Annotated in this window: 16 protein-coding genes; 10 read left to right on the top strand and 6 right to left on the bottom strand. The window is 38.8% G+C overall.

Annotation, left to right across the window (positions count from 1 at the left end):
• The gene (locus R2S10_RS08070; RefSeq protein WP_316839943.1) at positions 1–2,373 is read right to left on the bottom strand and encodes an endonuclease MutS2; all 2,373 of its coding nucleotides are present in this window, start codon (positions 2,371–2,373) and stop codon (positions 1–3) included.
• Between the two features lie 10 nt (positions 2,374–2,383).
• The gene (locus R2S10_RS08075) at positions 2,384–2,902 is read right to left on the bottom strand and encodes a DUF4296 domain-containing protein (RefSeq protein WP_316839944.1); all 519 of its coding nucleotides are present in this window, start codon (positions 2,900–2,902) and stop codon (positions 2,384–2,386) included.
• Positions 2,903–2,973: 71 nt separating this feature from the next.
• Between R2S10_RS08075 and R2S10_RS08080 the strand changes: the two genes are divergently transcribed.
• The 6 genes from R2S10_RS08080 to R2S10_RS08105 all read left to right on the top strand — a co-directional run bounded on the left by R2S10_RS08080 (position 2,974) and on the right by R2S10_RS08105 (position 10,615).
• On the top strand, positions 2,974–3,666 hold the full coding sequence (locus R2S10_RS08080; protein WP_316839945.1) for a YggS family pyridoxal phosphate-dependent enzyme: 693 nt from the start codon (positions 2,974–2,976) through the stop codon (positions 3,664–3,666).
• Positions 3,666–4,130 carry a GNAT family N-acetyltransferase gene (locus tag R2S10_RS08085; RefSeq protein ID WP_316839946.1) on the top strand — a complete coding sequence of 155 codons (465 nt, stop codon included), beginning with the start codon at positions 3,666–3,668 and terminating at the stop codon, positions 4,128–4,130. The genes R2S10_RS08080 and R2S10_RS08085 overlap by 1 nt, the downstream gene beginning before the upstream one ends.
• 50 nt (positions 4,131–4,180) lie before the next feature.
• On the top strand, positions 4,181–5,005 hold the full coding sequence (locus R2S10_RS08090) for a DUF3298 and DUF4163 domain-containing protein (RefSeq protein ID WP_316839947.1): 825 nt from the start codon (positions 4,181–4,183) through the stop codon (positions 5,003–5,005).
• A 2-nt stretch (positions 5,006–5,007) separates the two neighbouring features.
• Positions 5,008–6,285 (top strand): aspartate kinase, encoded by a 1,278-nt coding sequence (locus tag R2S10_RS08095; RefSeq protein WP_316839948.1) that lies wholly within the window; start codon positions 5,008–5,010, stop codon positions 6,283–6,285.
• A gap of 11 nt (positions 6,286–6,296) precedes the next feature.
• Complete coding sequence (locus R2S10_RS08100) at positions 6,297–7,478, top strand: hypothetical protein (RefSeq protein ID WP_316839949.1); 1,182 nt, start codon at positions 6,297–6,299, stop codon at positions 7,476–7,478.
• 131 nt (positions 7,479–7,609) lie between these two features.
• Positions 7,610–10,615, top strand: coding sequence for a DUF2723 domain-containing protein (locus R2S10_RS08105; RefSeq protein WP_316839950.1), 3,006 nt, complete (start codon positions 7,610–7,612; stop codon positions 10,613–10,615).
• 89 nt (positions 10,616–10,704) lie between these two features.
• Here R2S10_RS08105 and R2S10_RS08110 read toward each other — a convergent pair whose 3' ends face one another.
• The 4 genes from R2S10_RS08110 to R2S10_RS08125 all read right to left on the bottom strand — a co-directional run bounded on the left by R2S10_RS08110 (position 10,705) and on the right by R2S10_RS08125 (position 14,153).
• Positions 10,705–11,340 carry a peroxiredoxin gene (locus R2S10_RS08110; protein WP_316839951.1) on the bottom strand — a complete coding sequence of 212 codons (636 nt, stop codon included), beginning with the start codon at positions 11,338–11,340 and terminating at the stop codon, positions 10,705–10,707.
• A 53-nt stretch (positions 11,341–11,393) separates the two neighbouring features.
• Positions 11,394–12,341: a DUF72 domain-containing protein gene (locus R2S10_RS08115; protein ID WP_316839952.1), complete on the bottom strand. Its 948-nt coding sequence runs from the start codon at positions 12,339–12,341 to the stop codon at positions 11,394–11,396.
• 149 nt (positions 12,342–12,490) lie between these two features.
• Positions 12,491–13,579 carry a serine protease gene (locus R2S10_RS08120; protein ID WP_316839953.1) on the bottom strand — a complete coding sequence of 363 codons (1,089 nt, stop codon included), beginning with the start codon at positions 13,577–13,579 and terminating at the stop codon, positions 12,491–12,493.
• Positions 13,580–13,586: 7 nt separating this feature from the next.
• A complete protein-coding gene (locus tag R2S10_RS08125) occupies positions 13,587–14,153 on the bottom strand; it encodes a sigma-70 family RNA polymerase sigma factor (RefSeq protein ID WP_316839954.1) in 567 nt (188 codons plus the stop codon).
• A 211-nt stretch (positions 14,154–14,364) separates the two neighbouring features.
• On the opposite strand from R2S10_RS08125, the gene R2S10_RS08130 reads away from it, so the two are divergent.
• From R2S10_RS08130 to R2S10_RS08145, 4 genes are all read left to right on the top strand, one after another.
• Positions 14,365–14,580, top strand: a complete 216-nt coding sequence (locus tag R2S10_RS08130; RefSeq protein WP_187666777.1) for a hypothetical protein — start codon at positions 14,365–14,367, stop codon at positions 14,578–14,580.
• A 456-nt stretch (positions 14,581–15,036) separates the two neighbouring features.
• Positions 15,037–15,249 (top strand): hypothetical protein, encoded by a 213-nt coding sequence (locus R2S10_RS08135; RefSeq protein WP_316839955.1) that lies wholly within the window; start codon positions 15,037–15,039, stop codon positions 15,247–15,249.
• A gap of 139 nt (positions 15,250–15,388) precedes the next feature.
• The gene (gene purB, locus R2S10_RS08140) at positions 15,389–16,735 is read left to right on the top strand and encodes an adenylosuccinate lyase (RefSeq protein ID WP_316839956.1); all 1,347 of its coding nucleotides are present in this window, start codon (positions 15,389–15,391) and stop codon (positions 16,733–16,735) included.
• A 77-nt stretch (positions 16,736–16,812) separates the two neighbouring features.
• Complete coding sequence (locus tag R2S10_RS08145) at positions 16,813–17,364, top strand: NifU family protein (protein WP_316839957.1); 552 nt, start codon at positions 16,813–16,815, stop codon at positions 17,362–17,364.
• Positions 17,365–17,411: the final 47 nt, after the last annotated feature.

Consider the following 17,411-nt stretch of genomic DNA (forward strand, 5'->3'; position numbering starts at 1 on the left):
CTAATTGAAATACACGTAGGTAATTCCATCTCCGCCTCTGTCGGCATGCTCGTCTTCTACCCGGTTCACCTGACTATATTTCTTCAGGTATTCGCGGATCAATTTTCTCAGAATCCCATCTCCTTTACCATGAATGATTTTAATGAAAGGGAAACCCAGCATAATCGACTTATCCAGATACTTTTCTACTTCGTGCAAGGCATTTTCGCCACGCATTCCCCGTAAATCCAGCTCGGCAGTGAAATTGCCTATCGCCTCTGAAATGCTACCGGTATATGAATTATTCTGAATCGCTTTTTTAGCCTGCTTATTACTGATTTTATAAACCCTGTTTTTCTTCAATACGGAACGTAACTCCCCTAAAGCGACTACCAGATTGTCTCTGTTGATCTCTAAAACCTGTCCTGTAGTTTCACTATTGTTCAATTGCACCCAATCTCCAACTTCTATTGGTGTATTTAGGGCAACGGCTACCTCAGGTTTCTTTTCTTCTTTGACCTGATGCTGCACCAATACCTTTTGCAGATTTTGACGCAATTCCTTGGTTACTATTTTATCTGCCTGCTTGTCTTTAATCTCTGCAATTGTATTTTCTACCAATTTATTGGCATTTTTAATAATTGCTTGCGCTTCCAACTTAGCTTCTTTGATCAGCACTTTTCTGTTTTCATCTAAAAACAATTTCAGCTTTTCATTTTCTGCTACCAAATTTTTCACTTTATTCTGCTGATTCGACAAATGCAGTTTAGTATCATAAATCTGCTTTTTCTCTCTTTCCAGATCAACCAGTAAGCTATCAATACGATTTTGGTTGGTTCCGGTTTTTGCTCTTGCCAATTCCAGCACTTCTTTCTGCAGTCCGATATTCTGTGCAATTTCAAAGGCATAAGAACTACCTGGCTTCCCTACTTCCAGCACATACATAGGCTTCATGCGGTCATTATCGAACAACATAGAGGCGTTTTCCAATCCTGGGGTATTCCCAGCGAAAAGCTTTAAGTTAGAATAGTGGGTAGTGATCACCCCTCTCACCTTTTTATTGTTCAATACTTCCAACACAGCTTCCGCCATTGGTCCACCAAATTGCGGATCAGTACCTGTTCCAAATTCATCAATCAAGACCAATGTTTTCGGCGAAGCATGGGCTACAAAGTGTCTCATTTTGGTTAAATGCGCACTATAAGTACTCAAATCACTTTCAATGGACTGATCATCTCCGATATCGGCAAAGATATTTTCGAAGATACCTACTTCGCTAGACTCATGTACCGGAATCAGTAAGCCTGATTGCACCATGATTTGTAGTAAACCAACAGTTTTCATGCACACCGACTTTCCTCCAGCATTGGGACCTGAAACCAGGACAATCCTAAGGTCATCGGTGATCTGTATATTTAATGGAACCACTGTCTTTTTATCTTCTTTAAAAGAAAGATACAAGAGTGGATGCGTCGCATTGATCAATTTTGTTTTTGCTTCCTTGACCAACACCGGCATATCGGCCTCAATATCAATTGAAAACAAGGCCTTAGCCCTCACGAAATCCAATTTAGTCAGGAATCCATGGTAAGACAATAATAAAGGTGTATAAGGTCTTAAATCTGTAGTCAGCGCAATAAGGATCTTTATGATCTCTCTACGCTTATCAAATTCCAGATCTCTAAGCTTATTATTTAATGTAAATACCTCTTCCGGCTCCATGTAAACGGTTTGCCCAGAGGCAGACTCATCATGAATGAAACCTTTAAGTTTTCTTTTATTCTCAGCGAGGATCGGGATACACATCCTACCATCTCTGATGGTTAGGCTACCATCTGCGACCCAGTTATTGCCTACTGCAGTTTTATAAATGGAATCCATTCGCTTTCTCACATCCTGCTCTGCTTTGGCAATATCGCCAATAATCTGTTGCAGGGTACTGGAAGCATTGGGTTTGATTTTCCCTTTCGGATCCAACACCATTTCAATTCTTTTGAGGATATTTTTCTCTACCGGAAGATGCTCCAATAAAGCCTCCAGGTTGGGATATATTTCTTTTCTTTCTTCAAAAAAGCGCAGTACTGAAAATACGGTTTGCAGGGAGGCGTACATCTGGTGTAATTCATCTTCTACCAGGTAAGTTCCTTCTACTTTAATTTTATCAGCTAAAGATTTAATATCAAAAAACGTACTGATTTGTAAAGGCTCCTGGTTTTCCAGGATACTTTTAAACTCATAGGTTTGACGTAAAAATTTATTGATCTGGTCATACTTAGTCATGACCTGCATTTTAGCGACCATTTGTTGTCCCATCGGACTTAAACAGTGTTTATGAATAAGTTGTCTGACCTCACTAAAACCCAAACGCTCTAAACAATTCTCCGGATATAACATACTTATAATTCTAATTTTGGGTTTTATAAACCATCTTTGGTTGAATAAACTCCATCACCTTTTTGGTGGTATCCTGCAGATTGGTAGTATCTTTCAGCAGGAAGCGGATTTTATAGTCCGGTGATTTCCTTGCCAGGGAATCCGCACTCATTTTTAACATTAATTCTTTTCTATTCTTCTCATTTGCCAGAGAGTCTGATTTCGTAATCACGGCCTTTTGCTTGGTTAAATCGTCTACCACACTGGTATAGATCTCGTCCAATAGCTTTGGATTATCATTATAATAGGCCATACTCCTTGCAAACACAGCTGAATCGATACCATATTTCTTATAGATGCCCTTATAAAATGAACTGGCAACTTTCCTGGCCGAATCCGAGGAGGGGAATGAAGCCACATAAGCATCTGTTAAGTGGATATCGCTCAATACCCCCGGCATTTTATCAGGCTGGATGATGTCTTTAGGAATCCCTGGTTTACAGGCAGAAATCAGTAAAAAAAGGGATAGTATATATAAAAAGTTTCTCATTATGCTTAAAACATCATTATTTCTTAGCCAAAGTTCGGTAAGGTTCTTAATTTTACCAAAAATACTGATAAATGAGTATAGCAGATAACTTATTAAAATATAAAAACGAATTGGATGAAGTTGCGGTGAAATTGATCGCGGTTTCAAAATACCAGGAAGCATCGGCAGTTTTAGAAGCTTACAATGCCGGACAAAGGGTATTTGGCGAGAATATTGTGCAGGAGCTGGTAGAAAAGCAGGCGCAACTTCCACAAGATATCGAATGGCACCTGATTGGTCATTTACAAACGAATAAGGTAAAATACATTGCCCCTTTTATCAGCCTGATTCAATCGGTAGACAGCTTGAAACTGTTGGTGGAGATCAACAAACAAGCTGCAAAAAACAAGCGAGTAATTGACTGTTTATTGCAGATTTACATTGCTGATGAGGACACTAAATTTGGTTTAGGCTATGATGAAGCGATAGATCTGTTGCGTTCAGAAGAGTTTGCAGCGATGAAAAACATTCGCATTACCGGTTTAATGGGCATCGCCAGCAACAATGCACAAGAGAAGCAAACCTTGGACGAGTTTACCGAGCTTAAAGTACTTTTTGATGGCATCAAAGTGAGTTTCTTCAGAAAAGACGACAACTTTAAAGAGCTTTCAATGGGCATGTCAGGAGATTATAAACTGGCTATTGAAGCAGGAAGTACCATGGTTCGCGTGGGCAGCAATATTTTTGGAAAAAGGAAAATTAAACACTGGAAAGAAGAAGCATAATGAATATAAACATCAGAGTTGCCACACAGCAGGATTGTCCGCGTCTATTAGAATTGATTCATGAGCTGGCTTTATATGAAAAAGCTCCTGAAGAAGTAACCGTTACATTAGCAGAGTTTGAAGATGCAGGCTTTGGCTCCAATCCGGTATGGAATGCATTTGTAGTAGAGAACGACCAGCTGATTATCGGCTTTGCTTTATATTACACCAGATATTCGACCTGGAAAGGTTGCAGGTTATACCTGGAAGACTTCATTGTTACGGAAAGTTACAGAGGAAAAGGCATCGGAAAATTACTTTTTGAAAGAGTAATGAAAGAAGCAAAAGACAAGAACTTTAACGGCATGAACTGGCAGGTATTGGATTGGAATGAACCAGCCATTAATTTTTACAAAAAATATGAAGCTCATTTAGAAGCAGAATGGCTGAATGCTTCTTTTTCTAAAGAACAGCTTTCGAAATAGCTTAAATTTCGGTTAACTGAATTCATTGACTCTTTTAAAATCTACCGAAGATGAAAAAATTAGCAGTATTAATGCTGGCTTTAAGCTTTGCAGCTTGTCAGAGTGAGAAAAAAGCAAGTGATCAGGGAGATAGCGCTGGTCTTTCTACGCAGGAAATGAATGCGACTAATGGTTTGACATTTAAATATGATAGCCTAAAAGTTTTCAGTAAACCAAATCCTGCAGCAAAGACAAAAACTACCGATACTGCTTATGTTCGTATTGTGTATCCGGTATTCTCGGATCAGAAGTTGAATCAGTTAGTTGAACAAAAAACGATTGCTGCAATCTCAAGTACTGATGCTGAAAAAGACCAGACTTATCAGCAGATAGCCGATACCTTTGTAGAAGGTTATGAAAGCATTAGAGATAGCGAAGGCACGATGGGAGCCTGGTTTTTAGATGCAGAAACAAAGGTCTTAACGGATCAGCCGGATTATTTAGGTTTAGAACACAGTCTGGTTAATTATTCTGGTGGCGCACATGCGAATAGCGCTTTAGTCTACTGGAATATAAATCCAAAAACTTTACAGGAAATCACTTTAGAATCGCTGATCAATGAAGGCAGTATGCCTCAACTGGTTAGCATTGCAGAAAAGATCTTCAGGAAAAATGAGAAATTAAGTCCGACGGCAAGCCTTAAAGACAATTATTTCTTTGAAAATGACAAGTTCAATCTAAACCGTAATTTTACAATCACCAAAGAAGGATTGAAGTTCCTTTACAACCCATACGAAATTAAAGCCTACGCTTATGGCAGCACTGAATTGATCATTCCTTTCAGCGATTTGAAAGCCATAGCCAGGCCAAATACTTTAACAGACCGTACAAAATAACTATGCTCGTATTCAAATTTGGAGGCGCCTCTGTGAAAGATGCAGCTGGCGTCATCAACCTTGCGCAAATTGTTAGCCGCTACCCTAAAGAAAAATTATTGATTGTCATTTCTGCAATGGGCAAGATGACCAATAAACTGGAAGACCTCTGCAAAGCTTACCTAAAAGGAGAAGAAGAGCAGGTTCAACAAATTTTTGAAGCCGTAAAAGCTTACCATTTTGAAATTATTGGGGACCTGTTCCCAAACCATCAACACCCCATCTACAATGATGTAGCGAACAGCTTTGTCGAAATTGACTGGTTGGTAGAGGAAGAAATCACAGATACACCTGATTACATCTATGATCAGATTGTATCAATGGGCGAAATTATTTCCACCAAAATCGTTGCCGCTTATTTGACTGAAACTGGGCTATCTGCCAAATGGCTGGATGCGCGTAACTTCATTCAAACCGATAACAATTACCGTGAAGGGAATGTGAACTGGGAAAAAACGGAAGCAGAAGTACAACAACAATTATTGCCTTTACTGGATCAATACATTGGTGTAACACAAGGTTTTATTGGTGGAACTAGTGAAAACTTCACCACTACCCTTGGTCGCGAAGGCTCTGATTATTCAGCAGCCATTTTCTCTTCTTGTCTGAATGCTGATTCTTTAACCATTTGGAAAGATGTGCCGGGCGTACTAAATGCAGATCCAAAATGGTTTGATGAGACCGAGCGAATTCCTCAATTGTCTTACCATGATGCTATCGAGCTGGCTTATTATGGAGCTACGGTGATCCACCCAAAAACCATTAAGCCGATTCAGAATAAAAATATTCCATTGTTTGTACGCTCCTTCCTCAACCCAGAGGCTGAAGGAACCGACATCACCAATGCGGAAAACCAATTGCCTGTCCCATCTTTTATATTTAAAGTACAGCAGGTATTGATTTCTATATTCCCTAAAGATTTCTCCTTTATCATTGAAGAAAACCTGAGTGACATTTTCAGTCTTTTTCATAAGCACAAGGTGAAGATCAATACCATGCTGAACTCTGCCATCAGTTTTTCGGTAAGTATTGATGAAGATCCAGAGAAATTGAAGCAACTAATTGAAGAACTTTCCGTTCATTACAAAGTAAAATACAATACGGGTTTAGAATTGGTTACAATTAGATATTACAACCAGGAAACTATTGATCGTGTGACAGTAAACAAAAGCATTTTGCTGGAAGTTAAAAGCAGACATACCTGTCAGATTGTAATGAAAGACCGTACCCTTAACGCTTAAAATAAAACCTTTTGAACAAAAATATTTTAGCTGGCGAAGTACAGGAATATATCAATAACCATTTAAATGGGGATGTATTTACCATTGCTATGGCTAAAAGTCCATTTCCGGAGGTCAGTTCTAAAGAACTGGCCAACCAGATTGCAGCAAGGCAGAAAAGTGCTAAGAAACTACCTACCTGGTACCAGCAGGAGCTGATTTACTATCCTGCGCTATTGTCTATTGAGCAATGTTCATCAGAAAGTACAGCAGCTTATAAATCAGGCCTGACCATTGGGGAAAGTCTGATCGACCTGACTGGTGGTTTTGGTGTAGACAGTCTTTTCTTTGCGCGGAAGCTAAAATCTGTCACCCATTGTGAGATTAATCCGGAGCTTTCCGAAATTGCGGCGCACAATGCAGTGGTATTAAAGCAGTCTAATATGGCTTTTCTTTCACTTGATGGAATCGCATATCTTCAGGAAAGTAGTCTTCATTACGACAATATATACATCGATCCTGCCAGAAGAAGCACTTCCGGAAAAGTGTTTATGCTCAAAGATTGTACGCCAAATGTGGTGGAACATCTGGATCTTCTATTGTCAAAATCCAAGCGGATCATCGTTAAAACAGCACCTTTACTAGACCTCAGCGCCGGATTAAAGGAACTGAAAAATGTAAGCGAAATCCATATAGTCAGTGTAAAAAACGAATGTAAAGAATTGCTCTGGATTCTTGAAAATGATGCTACAGGCCCAGTAAAAATCGTTTGTACCACTCTTAACGAGCAAGAAAAAAGTTTTAGCTTTATCAAAGGGGAAGAAGATAGTGAGGCCGAGATTCCTGGGTTGGATTTACAACAATACTTATACGAACCTGATACCGCTTTACTAAAAGGAGGCGCCTTCAATCTAATTGCCAGCAGGTATGGTTTGCAGAAATTACATTCGCAGACACAGCTCTACACCTCTTCTAAAGTATTAGAAGATTTCCCAGGACGAAGGTTCAGGATCAAGGGACTTATAGCTCCGGCAGATCTGAAAAAAGAAAAAGACCTGAGAGGAAATGTGATCGCCAGAAATTACCGCGACAAAGCTGAACAGCTGGTCAAAAAGTATAAAATCAAGCCTGATCAACAACGCTTTTTAATCTTCACGCAGAGTAAAAAGCAGGGCTATCTGGTGATTGATGCTCAAATTGAGCAACATTATTAAAATCCCCACTGGCATGATCAATTAGATACGCCTAATTCATTTAACACTTTTTAACATACTTTAACATCTATAAAAGACTAGGCTTTAATGATTTGATTATTTTTGGTTAACCCTAAATTAAACCTTAAATCATGAAAAATTATTACCGCATCAATAATATAGTGGGCTTTTTCCTCTTTGGAATCGCTACACTTGTTTATTGGCTAACGATGGAGCCAACAGTCAGCTTCTGGGATTGTGGAGAGTTCATCGCTGCCAGTGATAAGATCCAGGTCGGCCATCAACCCGGAGCACCATTGTTCCTGATGATTGGCAAATTATTTTCCTTATTCGCCCTTGGCGACACTACTAAAATCGCTTATTGGGTTAATTTCAGCTCTGTGCTATTTAGTGGGGCTACGATTATGTTCCTTTACTGGACCATCACCGCGATGGCCTCCAAACTATATTCAGAAGAAAAAACCAAACTGGAATCACTGGGGGTCATTGCCGCCGGTATTGTAGGCGCACTGGCTTATACCTTTTCTGATACCTTTTGGTTTTCGGCAGTAGAATCAGAGGTTTATGCCCTATCTACCCTCTTTACCGCAATGGTATTCTGGTCTATTCTTAAATGGGAAAAGAGCATGGACAACCGTTGGTTGGTTTTCATCTCTTTTCTAGTGGGTCTTTCTATCGGTGCGCATCTTTTAAGTTTGCTTACCATTCCTGCCATCGTACTGGTTTATTATTTCAAAAAAACAAAGAAAGTGACCTGGTTTGGCACCTTAAAGGCTTTTGCTATTGCCTGTCTTATTGTAGGTATTGTGCAAATTGTAATCGTACAATACCTGGTGCTAATGGCCGCCAAATTCGATCTTTTCTTTGTCAACACTTTAGGTTTTAGCTTTGGTTATGGTGCCTTGGCTTTCATTTTTATATTGATTGGAGCAGTCAGTTATGGTATTTATTACTCGATTCAACATCGCAAATACAACCTGAACCTCAGTCTGCTTTGTTTTGCATTTGTGATCTTCGGGTTCAGTTCCTACTTTGTGATCCTCATCCGGGCGAATGCCAAACCAAGTATCAACTTATCAAATCCGGATAACCCATTCTCTTTATACAGTTACCTCGGGCGTACCAATTATGGAGATACCCCATTATTATACGGAAAAACTTTTGATGCCAAACAAACCGATTATAAAGAAACCGGCACAGAATACCGCAAGGGATTGTCTAAATATGAAGAATCCGGAAAATCTTTTAAGGTCAATTATGATAAAAACATCCTTTTTCCAAGAACCTACAGCTCAAAGCCAGGACACATTGATTTTTACCAGCAATGGATGGGATTGGGAAAAGATCAGGCGCCAACAATGGCCGACAACCTAAGTTTTTTCAGTTCTTATCAAGTTGGTTTCATGTATATGCGTTATTTCTTATGGAACTTTGTTGGCCGTCAGAATGACATTCAGGGAAATGGAAACCTGGAGGAAGGCAACTGGCTTTCTGGTATTAAACCTTTAGATGCCATCAGACTCGGTTCGCAGACTAAGCTACCTCCTTCCATTCAAGACAATAAAGGGCACAATGTGTTGTACGGCTTACCATTCCTGCTAGGTATGGCAGGGCTGATCTTTCTCTATAGAAAAAACAAACCGGCAACATTAGTCATAGCCACTTTATTCTTTTTCACCGGACTGGCCATTGTGCTTTACCTAAATCAGGATCCCTTACAACCAAGAGAACGGGATTATGCCTATGTAGGTTCGTTTTATGCCTTCTGTATCTTTATTGGCTTTGGCGTATTGGCTATAAAAGAATTACTTTCCCGCTTTGCTCCGGCCAAAATGAGCCTGATTGTTGCCGCATTAACAGGCTTACTCCTTGCTCCTACCTTGATGGCTGTACAAAATTGGGACGACCACGACCGCTCTACTAAAACCACCGCAAGAGATTGGGCGAAGAATTACCTGAATTCCTGCGCCCCAAATGCGATCCTTTTTACCAATGCGGATAACGACACCTACCCTTTATGGTACGCGCAGGAGGTAGAAGGCATTAGAACGGATGTGAGAGTGATCTGTATCCAATTCTTAAGTGATGGGGATTTCATCAATCAATTGAAAAGACAACAAAACAAATCCGCTGCATTACCGATCACGATGCCCGCAGCGAAATACCAGCAAGGCGTACGCGACTATATCCCATATATTGATTATGGGTTCACGGACAGTGTAGAATTGAAAGACTTGTTCACGGTACTTACTTCGGATGAAAAGGCCGACAAAGCACAGATGAACGATGGTTCTTTTGAGAACTTCCTGCCAACAAAAAAACTTAAGATGACCATTGACGCAGTGCAATTGGTAAAAACCAACACCATTAAAGCGGCTGATAAAGATAAAGTCGCGGCACAAATGGAATGGCTGGTAGATAAAAATTATATTGGTAAAGCAGACCTCGCGATGTATGATATCCTTGCCCACAACAATTGGGAAAGACCAATTTATTTCGCAACTTCTGTATCTAGCGACACCTATATCGGATTAGAAAAATACCTCTATCTGGAAGGCTATGCCTACCGTTTACTGCCACTAAAAACAGATCCTAAGGCCGAGCGCGATGAATCACAAGTCACCAATACCGAGGTGATGTACGATAATGTGATGCGTAAAATGGATTATTCCGGTTTCAAATCAACTAAATACCTGGATATTGAAAGCAGAAGAATTGGGGAAACTACCTGGACCTTCCACAATAATCTGGCTACCAACCTGATTTTGGCGGGTAAAAATGCCCAGGCGCTTGCTGTCATGAAAAAAAGTGCCAACGAACTGCCATTAGAAATACGGTCCATTCAGGATACCATTAACAGGTACAATAGCATCCGTCTTTTCTATGACTTGAAAGATATAAAACAGGCCAGTTTAATGGCTAAAGAAACGCTTTCCTTTTTGGATCTGGAATTGGAATACATCGCTTCTTTAGAACCTGAACAACAAAGAAGACGCTTAAGAGAGATACAAATTGGCCTTTCTATATTAAATGGATTAGATGAGCTGACTCAGGCAAATCAACAACCAGAGTTGAACAAAGCAATTAAATCCAAATTTAGTAATTACGAAAGCATCTTCACGAGATCTATCGGATAAGCAATCTCCTTTAAATGATAATGGCCCCAAAATCTAAACGATTATGGGGCCATTTTTATGCCTTGACATCAGCAGAAATAGATAATATCTTATTTATTTGGCTGAGGAGTCATTCTTAGATAAGGTTTAATCACTTTATGTCCTTTTGGAAATTTAGCAGGAATATCTTCTGTTTTAATGCTGTTCATCACTACAACATCATCACCATCTTTCCAATCTGCTGGCGTAGCCACGCTATAATTTGCAGTTAACTGCAAAGAATCAATTACCCTCAATACTTCATCAAAGTTTCTTCCGGTAGAAGCTGGATAAGTTAGCATCAATTTCACTTTTTTATCTGGTGAAATCACAAATAAAGAGCGTACAGTTAAAGTCTCTGAAGCATTTGGGTGAATCATATCGTAAAGATCTGCGATCTTCTTGTCTTCATCGGCAATGATTGGAAACTCCACATTGGTATTTTGTGTCTCATTGATATCCCTGATCCATCCTTTATGTGATTCCGCAGAATCTACACTTAGGGCAAGCACTTTAACATTTCTCTTTTCGAATTCCCCTTTTAAGGAAGCTGTACGACCAAGTTCAGTAGTACATACCGGAGTATAATCTGCCGGATGAGAGAATAAAACGCCCCAGCTGTCTCCTAAGAATTCATAAAAATCGATATTACCGATAGAAGTTTCTGCTTTAAAATTGGGCGCTACGTCCCCTATTCTTAAACTCATAATGTTGTGGTTTTAGGGTATAAATTATAATATCTACAAATTTAGTATACTTTTCAGAATAATTGTGGGTCTTTTGTAATTTCTCCATTTTCCCCTCCGATAAAGTTAATCTCCGGCAATTGGCTTCCTAAATATTTGTTGAATGCTTTAATGGTGTAATTCGCCAGGATTGGGGTGTCCTTTTCATCGTGTTGATGCAGGAAGAAATAAACCTTTTCCAGTCCCTGATCTAACCATATTTTAAGGCGTTTCACCCATTCGTCAATTCGCGCTTCATCAGAGGATTTGAATTCTGCCCCATTTCCTACAAAGCGTATAAACACTTCTGGAATGGTCAATTCCATATGAATCACATCTCTTCGGCCAGTAGCATCAGTAATCACGGCACCTTTCTTTAAGCGATGTAACACCTCAAAAACTGGTTTACGGTTACTTTCTATGCTAAACCATTCCGGATTTCTAAGTTCGACAAACATAGATAAATCTGCGGGCAGGGATTCGAGGTAGGATGCTAAAACATCTTTGTTTTTTGGTCCAAAGTTATCTCCCATCTGGAGAAAACAGGGTCCGAGGTATTCGCCGAATTCTGAGATACCGGAGAGAAAAACATCCGTGACTTCTTCTGCGCCCTTTAGCCTTTTCATGTGAGTAATGGACTGAGAAAACTTCGGACAGAAAAGAAAACCATTCCTGGAATTCAGGGCCGCCTTCTCTTTCCATTTTCTGATTTGCGCAGGCTTCGGCAGACTATAGAAAACAGCATTCAATTCAATTGCATTAAAATGCTTCACATATTCATCCAGAAAATTAGCTTCTTTAGTCTTTGGGGGATAGATCATATTTACCCATTCTTTTCTGCCCCATTTCGCGCAGCCCACATAAAAAGCTGGTGTTTTTGCTGCAGGTTTACCAGATAAAGTCAGCGAGGTTTGCTGGCCATCAGCTGGCAGGCTAAAATCTATTCTTTCAAGTTCATCTGTGGCAACCTTTCCAAAATCCATGTTTTTTTACAATTAGGTCTTCGTTATTAAATCCGGTTTAATATAAAACTAGGAATTTTTAAGAAAGAACTCAGGAAAAATGGCTTAAAAAAAAGAAAACCCTACAGCGAGATCAGCAGTAGGGTTTTCTAAGGAATTATAATGAAATTCTATTTGTATACTTTGATCATGAATACATAATCTTGTATTTTTTGCACCTGTTTATTTCTACTCAGGCCTTGCAAAGAGTTTCTTTTGTTAAAGGCTACTTTTTTACCTAGAGAATCATTAGGAATAGAGTTTAAAGCCTCTTGAATATATTTCGATTTAATGGCAAATGTAGCGCCATCAACTTGTTTTTCTTTCGCAGAGATCACGCCAATGATATTGCCCTGATGGTCTAGTAAAGGACCACCGCTATTTCCTGGATTTACTGGAATGGCTACCTGATATTGTGTGGTATCTCCATTATAACCGGTTTTTGAACTGACATATCCTTCACCAAAAACGGCGTCATCTTTAGGGAAACCTAAGGTGTATACCACATCTCCCATTCCGATGCCACTTTGTTTCAAGCGATAAGGAAGGCTGGAAAGCCCGTTAAATGAAGCATCAGTAATTTTCAGAATGGCCAGGTCGTATTGAGAATCTGTTCTCACCACTTTGGCTTTATAGGATTCTCCTTTATTGTCCTGAACATATACAGAATCTGCACCATCTACTACGTGTAGATTGGTCAGTAAATAACCGTTGGCCGTTAATGCAAAGCCTGTTCCTCCAAAATTGGCAGGTTTCACATTCTTAGGTGTATTTTTTGAATTGATAATTCTGATCAGGCTACTTTGAGAATTCTTAATTTTCGTTAATTCCCTGCTCACCAATTCTACATTACCACTTTGCTTGGTGTTTTGCTGTATTGAATAAACGGTAACGACCGTTAATAAAATGAAAGAAGCGGCAACGGCAATGGCTGCTTTATTTTTCCTCCATAAGTTAACTATATAGGAAGGATGAGGTCTCAACGTTTCTGTTAAAGTATCCACATCAATTTCTGCATGGAAGCGATCCATTTTCGCTTTTAAATCCATCTTATTGGCATAATCTCCTAATGATTCCAGAAATACCTTATGCGCAACCACTTTATGATCCACAACTGGATCATTCTTGCGAAGTTGCTCAAAAGCTACTCTTTCTGTCTCAGAAAGCTTACCATTTAAATAATCTTCAATTATACCCTCTAACTCAATCTCGTTTCTCATATCACCTTTAAACTTGAAAAAACAATTTCTTCAGTCGCTGTAAGCATTTATATTTTTGAGTCTTGGCATTATCCGTATTGGTATAGCCAAATTTCTCACAAATGTCCTGCATAGAGAGACCGTTGATGTAAAAATCCTGAATAATGGTTTTGCAGGGCTCACCAAGATGAAGAAGTGCATCATTCATTTTATCAAACTGCTGATCTTTTTCTTCATGTTGTTCCAAATCTACCTCTACTGCCATGATATCCTCGAAGTCTGAGACATTATTGGTTTTCCGACTTTCCTGCGAAAGCTTTTTCAACCAGATTCTTCTGCAAACTGAGTATATATAGGTCTTTAGTTTACTGCTTAATTCAAAATTTCCGCCCTTTATTTTATTGTATAAAACTATGATTCCCTCCTGATACACGTCTTTTGCATCGTCTTCGTCACCGTTATTATTAAGGATAAACTGCAATACCATCGGAAAATATCCGGTGTACAGTTTATTTAGCGTATCTTCCGAGTCATTTAGTATCCCTAAAACTACCTCTCTATCTGTTGGAACTGAACTGCTTAACTTATTACTCACCAATTAATACATTTATACGTGAATGGTAACCCAATGTTAACCAAAAAAAAATACTTTTTTCTGATCTTTCCCCTAATACCTTATTAAACGTCAGCTCATCCAAATTTGTCAAATAAAAAATATTTTATTTTTTTCTGAATTCACTGGGTTACCTTTTAATCTTTCAGGTATTAAACTGCAAAATTAATTAATTATTTAAAATAGAATTATAATGAAAAACGCATTTAAATTAGGTTTCGCAGCTTTAGCAATCACTTTATCAGTAGCAGCTTGTTCATCAGAGAAAAAAGGTGAATCAACTGATACTACACTTACTGATTCAGGTGCTGTTGTTACTACAGTTGATACTAACGTTGTTGACACTACAGTAAAAGATACTACTGTAAAAACTACAACTGTTGCTACTGACACTGTAACAAAAAAATAAGCTCAAAAGGCTAATAACAAAAAAGGTGCTGGATTTCTCCAGCACCTTTTTTGTTACCCTCTATTTTCCGGATCTCCCGGCTCAGGTATACTTTTCCTGAAATACCAGCAAGAAACAGCAAATTCAATCCTCCATACCCTCCTGTAATCATTTGAAACTGGTCGGAGATAGACCGGAATCTGGTTAGGGTTGGAAAGGGGTTCGGTTAGGGTTGCCGTACCTATAACTATAGCAACCCTAACTGAACCCTAACCGAACCCCTTCCCAACCCTATCTGAACCTGCAGCACCTCCCGAAGACAGTCCCGACACTTCGCCAATGCCCTAGTACCCGATTCCTGCTCCTTCAAAAACTAAATTGAAAAAAAAATAAAAATAATTTAGTAAGCCGGGTTACCTTTTCCTGATTAGGGTATTAATCTACAAAATTGATTATTTAACATTTAAACAAAATATAATGAAAAACGCATTTAAATTAGGTTTCGCAGCTTTAGCAATCACTTTATCAGTAGCAGCTTGTACTTCAGAGAAAAAAGCTGAATCAACTGACACTACATTAACTGACTCAGGTGCTGTTATTACTACAGTTGATACTACTGTTGTTGATACTACTGTAAAAGATACAGTTGTTAAAACTACTACTGAAGCTGAGAAACCAGCTGCTCACTAGTTTTAATTAACTCCATAAAAAAAGGCTTTGGACATCTCCAAAGCCTTTTTTTATGCCCTGAAATTCATTTAACGCGCCTTCCATTCCCAAAAACGGCTAATAATACGTAACTTCGCGACCGTAAACAATCTTAATATCCATGAATTTATCACCATTACAAGCTATATCTCCAATAGATGGCCGTTATAGAAATACAACTGAAAGCCTGTCTAAGTACTTTTCTGAATCTGCCTTAATTAAATATAGGGTATATGTAGAAGTAGAGTATTTCATTTCACTATGTGAAATCGGACTACCTGGATTAGCGAAATTTGATAAAGCAAATTATGGAAAACTACGTCTGATTCATGAGCAATTCTCAGATGTAAATGCTCAGGAGATTAAAGACACGGAAAAAGTAACCAACCATGATGTGAAAGCCGTGGAATATTTCATCAAAAAACAATTTGATGATTTAGGTTTCCAGGATTACAAAGAATTCATACATTTTGGATTGACTTCTCAGGACATCAACAATACTGCGATCCCTTATACTTTCAAACTGGCTTTAAACGAAGTATACTACCCAAACATCAGTAATTTAATCAGCAAGATTAAAGAATTGGCAACAGAATGGAAGGATGTTCCTTTATTGGCATTTACCCACGGACAACCAGCTTCTCCTACTAAATTGGGTAAAGAATTCCTGGTATTTGCAGAACGCTTGGAAATCCAGTTGAATAATTTAAAAAACATTCCTAACAGCGCAAAATTTGGTGGTGCTACAGGTAATTTCAATGCACACCATATTGCATATCCATCCGTAAACTGGGTAGATTTCTCTAATAACTTCGTTAATGAAGTATTGGGCTTAACCCGTGCGCAACATACCACTCAAATTGAACATTATGATCAATTTGCCGCACAATGTGACGCTTTAAAACGCATCAACAATATCATTATTGACCTGGATCGCGACATTTGGGCATATATTTCTAAAAATTACTTCAAGCAAAGAATTAAAGAAGGAGAAGTAGGTTCATCGGCTATGCCACATAAAGTGAATCCTATTGACTTCGAAAATGCAGAGGGAAATGCAGGAATTGCAAATGCTTTATTTGAATTCTTCGCAGCAAAATTACCAATCTCCCGTCTACAAAGAGACCTTACAGACTCAACAGTATTGAGAAATGTAGGTGTTCCTATGGCGCATACGGTAATCGCAATGTCTTCTACACTTAAAGGATTGAACAAAATCATCTTAAACAATGATGCCATCGCTGCCGACCTGGAAAACAACTGGGCAGTAGTAGCAGAGGCGATTCAAACGGTATTGAGAAGAGAAGCTTACCCGAATCCTTATGAGGCCTTAAAAGACCTGACACGTACCAATCAAAAGATTACAGCGGATACTATGGCCACATTTATTGATGGTTTAAATGTAAACGAAACTATAAAAGCAGAATTAAAGCAGATCACTCCGTTTAACTACACTGGTGTCTTCTAGGAATTAATGACCTAAAACAGACATCGATACCGTAATTTGCAGCTTTGAATTATTTATTTTTGTAAGAAAAAAAGACAATGACGATCAACGTATATACCGAACAAACCCCTAATCCTGCCACCATGAAATTTATGGTCAATAAATTATTGATCAATGGCAGCGAAGATTTTGCGACTAAAGAGAGTGCTGAGCAATCTCCTTTTGCAAAGGAACTGTTCAAGTTCAACTTTGTAAACGGCGTTTTTTTTGCAAGTAACTTTGTAACGATCACCAAAACAGAAGACGCAGAATGGCCAGATATTGAGCCGATTCTAAAGGAATTTGTAAAAGGTGCCGTAGAATCAGAGTATAAAATCAAAGAAGAAACTGACGAAGCTGCACCGGCATTTACTGGAACAGACATCGAAATCAAGATCCAACAGATCCTGCACGACTATGTTCGCCCTGCGGTAGAACAAGATGGTGGTGCAATCAGTTATAAATCATTTGACGAAGGTGTGGTGACTGTAGAACTTAGAGGTTCATGCAGTGGTTGTCCATCTTCTACCATTACGTTAAAATCTGGTATCCAGAATTTATTACAACGTATGGTTCCTGAAGTGAAAGAAGTAGTATCTGAAGCTTTATAAAAATAAAGCTGATCACAGCAAAAAGGCCTTGATTTTAACAATCAAGG

This window comes from Pedobacter gandavensis, assembly GCF_032678745.1.
Taxonomy (GTDB): Bacteria; Bacteroidota; Bacteroidia; order Sphingobacteriales; family Sphingobacteriaceae; genus Pedobacter; species Pedobacter gandavensis_C.

Coding starts and splice junctions, on each gene's coding strand:
- R2S10_RS08070 (WP_316839943.1), bottom strand. CDS start 2,373: ATGTTATATCCGGAGAATTGTTTAGAGCGTTTGGGTTTTAGTGAGGTC.
- R2S10_RS08075 (WP_316839944.1), bottom strand. CDS start 2,902: ATGAGAAACTTTTTATATATACTATCCCTTTTTTTACTGATTTCTGCC.
- R2S10_RS08080 (WP_316839945.1), top strand. CDS start 2,974: ATGAGTATAGCAGATAACTTATTAAAATATAAAAACGAATTGGATGAA.
- R2S10_RS08085 (WP_316839946.1), top strand. CDS start 3,666: ATGAATATAAACATCAGAGTTGCCACACAGCAGGATTGTCCGCGTCTA.
- R2S10_RS08090 (WP_316839947.1), top strand. CDS start 4,181: ATGAAAAAATTAGCAGTATTAATGCTGGCTTTAAGCTTTGCAGCTTGT.
- R2S10_RS08095 (WP_316839948.1), top strand. CDS start 5,008: ATGCTCGTATTCAAATTTGGAGGCGCCTCTGTGAAAGATGCAGCTGGC.
- R2S10_RS08105 (WP_316839950.1), top strand. CDS start 7,610: ATGAAAAATTATTACCGCATCAATAATATAGTGGGCTTTTTCCTCTTT.
- R2S10_RS08110 (WP_316839951.1), bottom strand. CDS start 11,340: ATGAGTTTAAGAATAGGGGACGTAGCGCCCAATTTTAAAGCAGAAACT.
- R2S10_RS08115 (WP_316839952.1), bottom strand. CDS start 12,341: ATGGATTTTGGAAAGGTTGCCACAGATGAACTTGAAAGAATAGATTTT.
- R2S10_RS08120 (WP_316839953.1), bottom strand. CDS start 13,579: ATGAGAAACGAGATTGAGTTAGAGGGTATAATTGAAGATTATTTAAAT.
- R2S10_RS08130 (WP_187666777.1), top strand. CDS start 14,365: ATGAAAAACGCATTTAAATTAGGTTTCGCAGCTTTAGCAATCACTTTA.
- R2S10_RS08135 (WP_316839955.1), top strand. CDS start 15,037: ATGAAAAACGCATTTAAATTAGGTTTCGCAGCTTTAGCAATCACTTTA.
- purB (WP_316839956.1), top strand. CDS start 15,389: ATGAATTTATCACCATTACAAGCTATATCTCCAATAGATGGCCGTTAT.
- R2S10_RS08145 (WP_316839957.1), top strand. CDS start 16,813: ATGACGATCAACGTATATACCGAACAAACCCCTAATCCTGCCACCATG.